This is a genomic window from Brevundimonas sp. GN22, from assembly GCF_054824005.1.
In genome coordinates, this window is record NZ_JSYD01000080.1 from 1 (window position 1) to 9,138 (window position 9,138).

Below are 9,138 nucleotides of genomic sequence, written 5' to 3' on the forward strand. Positions count from 1 at the left end.
GGAACTGGCCGAGCCGGGTATCCAGCTGTTCCGTGAAGGCGGCATCGTCCAGCAACTGGGCATCGTCGAAGCGTCCAAACACGGCTTTAACGTCACGGTCACGGCCCACGCCCTGATCATGGTGTTCTTCGTGGTCATGCCTGCGACCATGGGCGGTTTCGCCAACTACTTCACGCCGATCATGATCGGTGCGCCGGATATGGCCTTCCCGCGTCTGAACAACATCTCGTTCTGGATGCTGGTTGCCGCCTTCATCATGCTGTCGATGTCGCTGTTCGTGGACGGTGGTCCGGGCCGCGGCTTCGGTGGTGGCTGGACGGCTTATCCGCCGCTGTCGACCATGGGCCACACCGGTCCGTCGTTCGACATGGCCATCTTTGCCCTGCACATCGCCGGTATCTCGTCGATCCTCGGCTCGATCAACTTCATCACCACCATCTTCAACATGCGCGCGCCGGGTATGACCCTACACCGCATGCCGCTGTTTGCGTGGGGCGTTCTGATCACCGCCTTCCTGCTGCTGCTGTCGCTGCCGGTTCTGGCTGGCGCCATCACCATGCTGCTGACCGACCGTAACTTCGGCACGTCGTTCTTCGATCCGGCCGGCGGCGGTGACCCGGTCATGTACCAGCATCTGTTCTGGTTCTTCGGTCACCCGGAAGTGTACATCATGATCCTGCCGGGCTTCGGCATGATCTCGCACATCGTCTCGACCTTCTCGAAGAAGCCGATCTTCGGCTACCTCGCGATGGCTTACGCCATGGTCGCTATCGGCTTCATCGGCTTCATCGTGTGGGCTCACCACATGTACACGGTCGGTATGTCGATCGAGCTGCGCACCTACTTCGTGGCTGCGACGATGATTATCGCGGTTCCGACCGGCGTTAAGATCTTCTCGTGGATCGCCACCATGTGGGGCGGCTCGCTGACCTTCAAGACCCCGATGCTTTGGGCTATCGGCTTCATCTTCCTGTTCACCGTCGGTGGTGTGACCGGTGTGGTGCTGTCGAACGCCGGCATGGACTACTCGCTGCACGACACCTACTACGTCGTCGCCCACTTCCACTATGTGCTGTCGCTGGGTGCCGTCTTCTCGATCTTCGCCGGTTTCTACTACTGGTTCGAGAAGATGTTCGGCGTGAAGTACAACGAGTTCCTAGGACAGCTGCACTTCTGGGTCATGTTCGTTGGCGTTAACGTCATCTTCTTCCCGCAGCACTTCCTGGGTCTGCAAGGCATGCCGCGTCGTTACATCGACTATCCGGAAGCCTACACCCTGTGGAACCAGGTCTCGTCCTACGGCTATCTGATCACCATCGTAGGTGTCGGCATCTTCCTGATCATGCTTCTGGAAGCCGCCATCCGTCGTCGTCCGGGTGAAGCCAACCCGTGGGGCGAAGGTGCCACCACGCTGGAATGGACCCTGTCCTCGCCGCCTCCGCACCACCAGTTCAACGAACTGCCGGTGGTGAAGGCGGACGACCACCACTAATCCCTCTCCCGGGATAACAAATGGAGAGGCCGCCCTTTCGAGAACCGGAAGGGCGGCCTTCGCCTTATATGAGTATGACCCAGCACCAAGCCCCCCTCATTTCGACCGCCCAGCCGGAAGACTTCTTCCAGCTTCTGAAGCCGCGCGTCATGTCGCTGGTCGTGTTTACGGCTGTCACCGGTCTGATCGCGGCGCAGGGCCATCTGGCTTTGCTGAACGCTGTCGTGGCGGTGATCTGCATCGCCGTGGGGGCAGGTGCTGCAGGGGCGCTGAATATGGCGCTGGAGGGCGAGACAGACGCCCTGATGCGTCGCACGCGTGGCCGCCCCGTCGCGGCAGGCCGCGTGCGCAAGAACGACGCCATGGCCTTCGGCGTCATCCTGTCGATTTTTTCGGTCATGCTGCTGGGCATGACCACCAACTGGATCGCCGGTGGCCTGTTGGCCCTGACGATCGTCTACTACGCCGTCTTCTATACGCTGATGCTCAAGCGTCGCACGCCCCAGAACATCGTCATCGGCGGTGCCGCCGGGGCCTTCCCGCCGGTGATCGGCTGGGCGGCGGCGACGGGTGATGCACCGTGGCAGGCGTGGTTGCTGTTCCTGATTATCTTCCTGTGGACCCCGCCGCATTCATGGGCCCTGGCGCTGTATTCGGCCGGTGACTATGCCAAGGCCGGTATCCCGATGATGCCGGTGGCACGCGGTGCCAAGTCCACCCGTCTGCAGATCCTGATCTATACCCTGGTCTTCGTGCCCGTAGCGATTGCCCCGACCTTTGTGGGTCTGGGAGGCGTGATCTATGGCGTCGTGTCGATCACGGGCGGTCTTTTCTTCCTTTATCTGGCGCTGCGTCTGTGGCGCTCGCGCGCAGGCGATCAGCCCGACAAGGCCGAGGCCGTGGGGCGAGAAGCCGCATTGTACGACGTGCGCGCCGAGGCCAAGCCTGCCCGCAACCTGTTTGCCTTTTCCATCCTGTATTTGATGGCGCTGTTCTCGGCCCTTCTGGTCGAGCAACTGCCGCTCATCGGAGCCTGAGTGCGATGACCCAGAACGATTCTACGCCGCAGTTCATCAAGCTGACCGACGAACAGGTGCGCGCCCGCAAGCGCCGCAACATTGCCATCGCCTGCGGCCTGCTGCTGTTCATCGCCACGGTCTATTCGATCACCGTGTCGCGGATGCATGCCAACAACGAGGCCCGCAAGGCGGCCGAGGCTGCCGAGAATGCAGCGGTGGGCGCAGTGCCTTCCACGGCACCGGCTGTTGAAGCCCCAGCCGTCGAGGTCACCCCGGCGGAGCGTCCGTAATGTCGGGCGATGACGTGAGCGCTAAAAAGGCGGCCCGCAAGAACTGGATCGCCATCGCCTGTGTATTCGGGGTGATGGCGATGACGGGCGCGGCGTTTGCCGCTGTGCCGCTGTATCGTCTGTTCTGTCAGGTGACCGGCTTTGGCGGCACGGTGTCACAAGCGGTCGAAGCGCCCAAGGAGGTGCTGGACCAGATGGTGACGATCCACTTCGACACCAACGTCCGCAATCTGCCGATGACCTTTGTGCCCGAGCTGACCACCCAGCGCGTGCGTATCGGCGAGACGGGGATGGCCTATTTCAAGGTCAAGAACACCTCGAACGAACCTATCCACGCTACGGCTGCTTACAACGTCGTACCTGACAAGGCCGGCCCTTACTTCCAAAAGCTGCAGTGCTTCTGTTTCGAAGGGCAGGAGATTGCCCCCGGAGCCGAGGTTGTGTTTCCTGTCCAGTACTTCGTGGCGCCCGAGATGGCGACCGACCGTGAAGGTCGCGGGATCAAGGAAATCACGCTCAGCTACACGTTTTACCCAACCAAAGGTTTCGATCCTGCGGTTTAAGCCTCAATAGGCATTGGCAAAGCCCGACTGGCAACGCTATAGCCCTGCATAACTCGACTCTTGCCTTAATTCAGAGACCCTGGAATGGCCCACGCGAAACCACAACACGACTACCACCTGGTTGACCCCAGCCCCTGGCCGCTCGTCACCTCGATGACCGTTGTGGTCATGCTGACCGGCGCCGTTATCTGGATGAAGGGCATGTTCGGCCTGCCGGAGGGCACCAAGTGGGTGTTCTTCATCGGCCTGGCCGGTGTTCTGTACTCCATGTTCGGCTGGTGGCGTGATGTCATCAAAGAAGGCCAGAAAGGTGACCACACGCCGGTCGTCCAACTGGGTCTTCGCTATGGCATGATCATGTTCATCGCATCGGAAGTCATGCTGTTTGCCAGCATCTTCTGGATGTTCTTCGACATGGCGATCTTCAACGAAGCCCGCACCCTGATCCCTGAATACGGCAACTGGACGGACACGGCTGCGGCCTGGTCGACCTGGCCGCCGAAGGGTGTCGAGGTCCTGGATCCTTGGAGCCTGCCGCTGCTCAACACCGTGATCCTGCTGCTGTCGGGCACGACCGTGACCTGGGCTCACCACGCCATTCTGAAGAACGACCGTCAGGCCGCCAAAATGGGTCTGTGGCTGACCGTTGGTCTGGGTGTCATCTTCTCGGCTGTTCAGGCCTATGAGTACTACCACATCATCCACGGCCACCTGTTCTTCAACGAAGAAGCCCTGAACTCGAAGCTGTATGGCTCGCTGTTCTTCCTGGCCACCGGCTTCCACGGCTTCCACGTTCTGGTCGGCACCATCTTCCTGGCGGTCTGCCTGCTGCGTCTGTATCTGGGTCAAATGACCCCGCAGAAGCACTTCGGCTTCGAAGCTGCCGCCTGGTACTGGCACTTCGTGGACGTGGTCTGGCTGTTCCTGTTCGCCTTCCTGTACGTCGTTTACGGCTGATCGGCGGACACCAAGTCTGATAATCAGGACGGCGCGGAACTTCGGTTCCGCGCCGTTTTCTTTTGGATGACCATGAGCAGCAGCCAACAACGATTGCAGGGACGTGCGGCCGTCTGGGCCGGAGTGCGCGGGCGGTGTCCGAACTGCGGGCAGGGGCGTCTGTTTGCGGGCTGGCTGAAGGTGCAGCCGCGCTGCGAGGCGTGCGGCTTTGCACTAAAGGATATCGAGACCGGGGATGGGGCAGCCACCTTCATCATGCAGATTACGGGTGCGACCGTGGGCATGGCCGCCGTGGCGTTCAATCTGGCGGTCCAGCCGCCGCTCTGGCTCAATCTGGTGATCTGGTTGCCGTTGGTGGTTCTTGTCTCGGGGGGCTTGATGCGACCCGGAAAGGGGTTGATGACAGCCCTGAATATGCTGCGTACCCGCAAGGACGGCTGATGTCTGATACCCGCTCTAAATCCAAGCCGCGCTTTCCCGTTGTTCTGACGGCGCTGACGGCGGTCTCGCTTGTGGCCCTGATCAGCCTGGGGGTCTGGCAGGTCGAGCGTCTGCAGTGGAAGGAAGGCCTGATCGCGGCCAGTGCCGAGGCAGAGGCCCAGCCGCCCGCACCGGTGGACGAGGTGCTGGCTTCGGCCGCGCCGGAGTTCCGAAAGGTTTTGGTGCTGTGTCGGGGGCTGAACACCGCCCCGTTTGTCGAGTTGCGCTCGATCGAAGAGGGGCAGCCGGGCTTTCGTTTGATTTCGGCCTGTCCGCTGGCGAACGGGCAGTCGATCCTGATTGATCGCGGCTTTGTCGGTCAGGACATCACGTCGCGTCCGGTCGTCGGGAACAACGCCGCCATGCCCGTCTCGTTCACGGGGGTGGTGCGTAAGCCGATCAAACCGTCGGGTATGACGCCGCCGCCGGAGGGCAATGTCTTCTTCGGGCGCGACCCCGCGGCCATGGCCGAGGTGCTGGGTGTGAAGACGCAGGTTTCGCCGTGGATCATCTATGCCGCCACGCCGATCAATCCGGAGATCGAGGGGCTGCACCCCTCGGTGCCGCCTGCGGCCTTCAGCAATAACCACGCCGGATATGCCGCGACATGGTTCGGCCTCGCTGTTGTCCTGATCGGCGTCTATATAGGGCTGCTGCGCCGTCGCCTGATGCGAACGGCCGACCTGCAAGGAAATACCCCCTGACTGTCCGCCTGCACACGCTGTCCAACGGCGTAAGACTGATTTGCGATCCGCTGCCCGGTCGTCGCACCTTTGCCCTGAATGTTGCCGTCGCAGGCGGCGCGCGAATGGAAAGCGAGGCCCAGTCGGGCTGGTCGCACTTCCTGGAGCATCTGGTGTTCAAGGGCGCGGGGGAGATGGGCGCACGCGATATCGTCGAGCGGGTGGAGGCCACGGGCGGCACCATCAATGCAGCCACCGGCTATGAGCGCACCAGCTTTGATATCCGTGGCGTGGACGGCTCGCTGGAGCTGTCGATGCAGGTGCTGTCGGACCTTGTATTCCGACCGGCGCTGGATCCCGTCGAGATCGAGCGCGAGAAGGACGTCGTGGCGCAGGAGATCGCTGAGGCGTTCGACACCCCCGATGACCATGTTTTCGAAATGGCGCAGGCGACGGCTTTCTTTGACCAGTCGCTGGGGCGTCCGATCCTTGGCTCCGTCGAAAGCCTGAAGCCGGTCACGCGCGAACAGATTTCGGCATGGCGTGCGGCGCTCTATTCCCCGGACCGGATGGTCGTGTCCGTGTCGGGCGGGGTGGACGAGGCCGAACTGTTGAAGCTGGCCGAGACATGGTTCGGTTCCGAAGTGGCCGGCCCCGCACCGGTCATTGCCGAGGCGCAGTTCATCGGCGGCGAGGCCCGCATGGCCCGCAAGATTGAACAGGCCAATCTGGTATTCCAGATGGTGGCTCCGTCGGCGACGTCGGAAGACCTGCCGACCGCGCGTCTGTTCACCGAGATTCTGGGCGGAGGCATGGCCTCGCGTCTGTTCCAGTCGGCGCGCGAAGAACGCGGGCTGGCCTATGCGATCGACGCCTATATGGAGCCCTATGCCGATATCGGCCTGCTCGGCATCTATGCGGGTGCGGCTGCCGAACGCTCGCAGGAGCTGGCCGAGGTCTGCGCCCAGCAGGTGGTGCAACTGGCGCTGGACGGGCCGACCGAGGCCGAGATGCAGCGCGCCAAGGCGGTGATGAAGGCCGGTCTGTGGATGTCGGACGAAAGCGCCGCCAGCCGCTCGGCACGCCATGCCACACAAGCACTGGTCTATGGGCATCTGGTTTCGTCGGACGATCTGGCTGATTCGCTTGAGGCGGTGACGACCGAGGGGATGCGCGCCTTTGGCGAGGGGCTGTTGTCCGACGGTCTCACCGCAACGGCGGTTTTGGGTCCCAAGGCGGCCATCAAGGCCGGAAAAGCCTTTGCATCCACAGTTGATGCCGCCCGCACGGGCTATCGCTCGCAGGCTTGAAGCGTTTAGAACAGGCGCATGGCCTTGTTTGACTGGAAATCGGAAAACGAGGGCCCCGTTCTTTACGGGGGCGGGGTCATGTTGCGACCGCCGCGTCCGTCGGACTATCGCGAGTGGGCCGAGATCCGCGAAGCCTCGCGGGACTATCTGCAACCGTGGGAGCCGGCATGGGCCGAGGATGACCTGACCCGCGGGGCCTATAAGCGCCGCTTGGCAGTCTATGCGCGCGAGATGGAACTGGGCACCGCCTATCCGTTCTTTGTGCTGGACCAGCAGACAGGCGGACTGGTCGGAGCGATCACCCTGTCGAACATTCGCCGCGGTGTCGCCGAAACGGGAACGCTGGGTTACTGGATCGGGCGTCCATATGCGGGCGAGGGGCGTGCTACGGCGGCCGTCGGGGCGGTTCTGGACTTTGCATTCGGAGGCTTGGCGCTGCACCGCGTGGAAGCGGCATGCGTGCCATCCAATCATGCGTCGCGCCGCGTACTGGAGAAGTCGGGCTTCCGACACGAGGGAATGGCGAAGGCTTATTTGAAAATTAACGGCGTGTGGGCAGATCATCTGCTGTTTGGCGTTTTGGAGGCCGACCTCGGGGGGCGGAAGCAGCCAGAACGTGACCAATGAGGCAATATTGACCCAACGTTCCAGAGCGCATGCGTGGGACCCGACCATGGCCCTCGAGGCCTTGGCGGCCGCAGATTCTGCGTTGTGGGTCTGGACCCCGTCGCAGGACAGCATCAGCTTTAGCGGTGCGACTCCTTCAATCGGACTAGGCCCGTTGGCACCTGAGTGCACGGCGGCGACCTTTGTGGCCATGGCCCTGCCGCAGGACCGCGCCCTTGCGGAGCGGCTGCTGAAGCCCCGCGCAGAAGGTGCCGAGATTTCCGTGCGCCTGAGAATGCGCGGGTCCGAAACCTGCCTGTGGCGCGGGGTCTGGCTTGAGGACGGTTTGCGCGCGGCGGGCATTGTCACGCTGGAACACCGGATGATCGGAACGGGGCGATGCGCCCTGACGCATCTGCTGGATCGCCGCTCCTTCCTTGGCCGTGTGAGCGAAGGTCTGGTCCAGCCCGGCGAGTTCGAGATGGTTATCGCCGATCTGGACCGCCTAAAGCGGCTGAACGAGGCGCTTGGGCCGGAGCGGGCGGACCTTGTCCTGTCGACGCTGGGCTCGCGTCTGTCGGCAGCCTTCCCCAATGAAGCCGCTCCCGCACGTATCGGCGAGGACGAGTTTGCTGTTTTCGTGCGACGGGACCGTCAGTCGGGGGCCGGGACGGCATCCACCGCCGAACGGATGCGCGAGGCGCTGGAACTGCCGATGTCGGTGGCCGGCTATGACATCTATCCCAGCGTGTCGATCGGTGCGGCAAGCGCCGAGGGCGGTGCCGATGCGCCTGCCGCAGGCGAGTTGCTGCGTCGGGCTTCCCTGGCGCTGGAGCGGGCCAAGACGGGCGGGCGCGGCGGTGCGGCGGCCTATGGTCGTGCGCTTGAGAATGACAGCCTGTCGCGGCTGGCGCTGGAAAGCGAACTTCGCAACGCCTTCAGCCGCGGCGAGATCGAACCCTTCTATCAGCCCATCGTGAATCTTTCGACGGGGGCTGTGGCCGGCTTTGAGGCGCTGGCGCGCTGGCGTCACCCGCAACGCGGACTGGTGCCGCCCGACGAGTTCCTGTCACTGACCGAAGAGATGGGTCTAATGGCGGAGCTGGGTTTGGTGATGATGCGTCAGGCGGCGCGTCAACTGGCCGAGTGGCTGTCGCGCCACCCGGCGGCGGGCGATCTGTTCTGCAGCGTGAACCTGTCGGTCGGCGAGATCGAGCGTCCGCATCTGGTTCAGGATGTTGCCGACATTATCGCCACGACCGGTCTGCCCAAGGGCGCGCTGAAGCTGGAAGTGACGGAAAGCGACATTATGCGCGATCCGAACAAGGCCGCCGAAGTGCTGGCCTCGCTGCGCGAGGTCGGGGCATCGCTGGCGCTCGATGATTTCGGCACCGGCTTCTCGTCGCTGTCCTATCTGGCGCGACTGCCGTTCGATACGCTCAAGATCGACCGCTATTTCGTTCTGACGATGGACAAGGACGAGGGCTCGGCCAAGATCGTGCGTTCGGTTGTGAACCTCGGGCGCGACCTGTCGCTGGAAGTGGTGGCCGAGGGCGTGGAGAACGCCAGCCTGGCCTATCTGCTGGTGCAGGACGGCTGCCACTATGGTCAGGGCTTCGGCTATGCGCCCGCGCTGCCTGCGCAGGAGGCAGAGGTCTATCTGAACGAGTCGCTGGTGGACGGCGCGGCACCGATCAAGGCGCGCAGCTAGTGCGTCAGGCGGTGCCGCCTTGCGATG

At 63.0% G+C, this 9,138-nt stretch carries 10 protein-coding genes; all 10 read left to right on the forward strand.

All coding sequences use genetic code 11. From position 1 onward, the window contains the following. Window positions 1-1,492: cytochrome c oxidase subunit I (locus tag OB03_RS11570; protein ID WP_461344226.1), on the forward strand; the 1,492-nt coding region annotated here is incomplete at its 5' end. 68 nt (window positions 1,493-1,560) lie between these two features. Further along, entirely contained in the window at window positions 1,561-2,529 is a 969-nt protein-coding gene (locus tag OB03_RS11575) for a heme o synthase (protein WP_242914592.1), read from the forward strand. A 5-nt stretch (window positions 2,530-2,534) separates the two neighbouring features. Further along, complete coding sequence (locus OB03_RS11580; protein WP_461344227.1) at window positions 2,535-2,801, forward strand: hypothetical protein; 267 nt, start codon at window positions 2,535-2,537, stop codon at window positions 2,799-2,801. After that, entirely contained in the window at window positions 2,801-3,364 is a 564-nt protein-coding gene (locus OB03_RS11585; protein ID WP_461344228.1) for a cytochrome c oxidase assembly protein, read from the forward strand. Before OB03_RS11580 ends, OB03_RS11585 begins: the two co-directional genes overlap by 1 nt. Before the next feature lie 84 nt (window positions 3,365-3,448). Beyond that, window positions 3,449-4,321 (forward strand): cytochrome c oxidase subunit 3, encoded by an 873-nt coding sequence (locus OB03_RS11590; RefSeq protein ID WP_242914597.1) that lies wholly within the window; start codon window positions 3,449-3,451, stop codon window positions 4,319-4,321. Window positions 4,322-4,393: 72 nt separating this feature from the next. Next, window positions 4,394-4,762 (forward strand): DUF983 domain-containing protein, encoded by a 369-nt coding sequence (locus OB03_RS11595; RefSeq protein ID WP_461344229.1) that lies wholly within the window; start codon window positions 4,394-4,396, stop codon window positions 4,760-4,762. Further along, window positions 4,762-5,505 (forward strand): SURF1 family protein, encoded by a 744-nt coding sequence (locus OB03_RS11600; RefSeq protein ID WP_461344230.1) that lies wholly within the window; start codon window positions 4,762-4,764, stop codon window positions 5,503-5,505. Before OB03_RS11595 ends, OB03_RS11600 begins: the two co-directional genes overlap by 1 nt. Next, window positions 5,502-6,794 (forward strand): M16 family metallopeptidase, encoded by a 1,293-nt coding sequence (locus OB03_RS11605; protein WP_461344232.1) that lies wholly within the window; start codon window positions 5,502-5,504, stop codon window positions 6,792-6,794. Before OB03_RS11600 ends, OB03_RS11605 begins: the two co-directional genes overlap by 4 nt. An 18-nt stretch (window positions 6,795-6,812) precedes the next feature. Beyond that, window positions 6,813-7,421 carry a GNAT family N-acetyltransferase gene (locus OB03_RS11610; RefSeq protein WP_461344231.1) on the forward strand — a complete coding sequence of 203 codons (609 nt, stop codon included), beginning with the start codon at window positions 6,813-6,815 and terminating at the stop codon, window positions 7,419-7,421. Window positions 7,422-7,467: 46 nt separating this feature from the next. Next, the gene (locus OB03_RS11615) at window positions 7,468-9,111 is read left to right on the forward strand and encodes a putative bifunctional diguanylate cyclase/phosphodiesterase (protein ID WP_461344233.1); all 1,644 of its coding nucleotides are present in this window, start codon (window positions 7,468-7,470) and stop codon (window positions 9,109-9,111) included. Window positions 9,112-9,138: the final 27 nt, after the last annotated feature.

Bases quoted from the DNA above. Each gene is read 5' to 3' on its own strand.
- OB03_RS11585 (WP_461344228.1), top strand. From the start codon at position 2,801: ATGTCGGGCGATGACGTGAGCGCTAAAAAGGCGGCCCGCAAGAACTGG.
- OB03_RS11580 (WP_461344227.1), top strand. From the start codon at position 2,535: ATGACCCAGAACGATTCTACGCCGCAGTTCATCAAGCTGACCGACGAA.
- OB03_RS11600 (WP_461344230.1), top strand. From the start codon at position 4,762: ATGTCTGATACCCGCTCTAAATCCAAGCCGCGCTTTCCCGTTGTTCTG.
- OB03_RS11590 (WP_242914597.1), top strand. From the start codon at position 3,449: ATGGCCCACGCGAAACCACAACACGACTACCACCTGGTTGACCCCAGC.
- OB03_RS11615 (WP_461344233.1), top strand. From the start codon at position 7,468: ATGGCCCTCGAGGCCTTGGCGGCCGCAGATTCTGCGTTGTGGGTCTGG.
- OB03_RS11575 (WP_242914592.1), top strand. From the start codon at position 1,561: ATGAGTATGACCCAGCACCAAGCCCCCCTCATTTCGACCGCCCAGCCG.
- OB03_RS11610 (WP_461344231.1), top strand. From the start codon at position 6,813: ATGGCCTTGTTTGACTGGAAATCGGAAAACGAGGGCCCCGTTCTTTAC.
- OB03_RS11595 (WP_461344229.1), top strand. From the start codon at position 4,394: ATGAGCAGCAGCCAACAACGATTGCAGGGACGTGCGGCCGTCTGGGCC.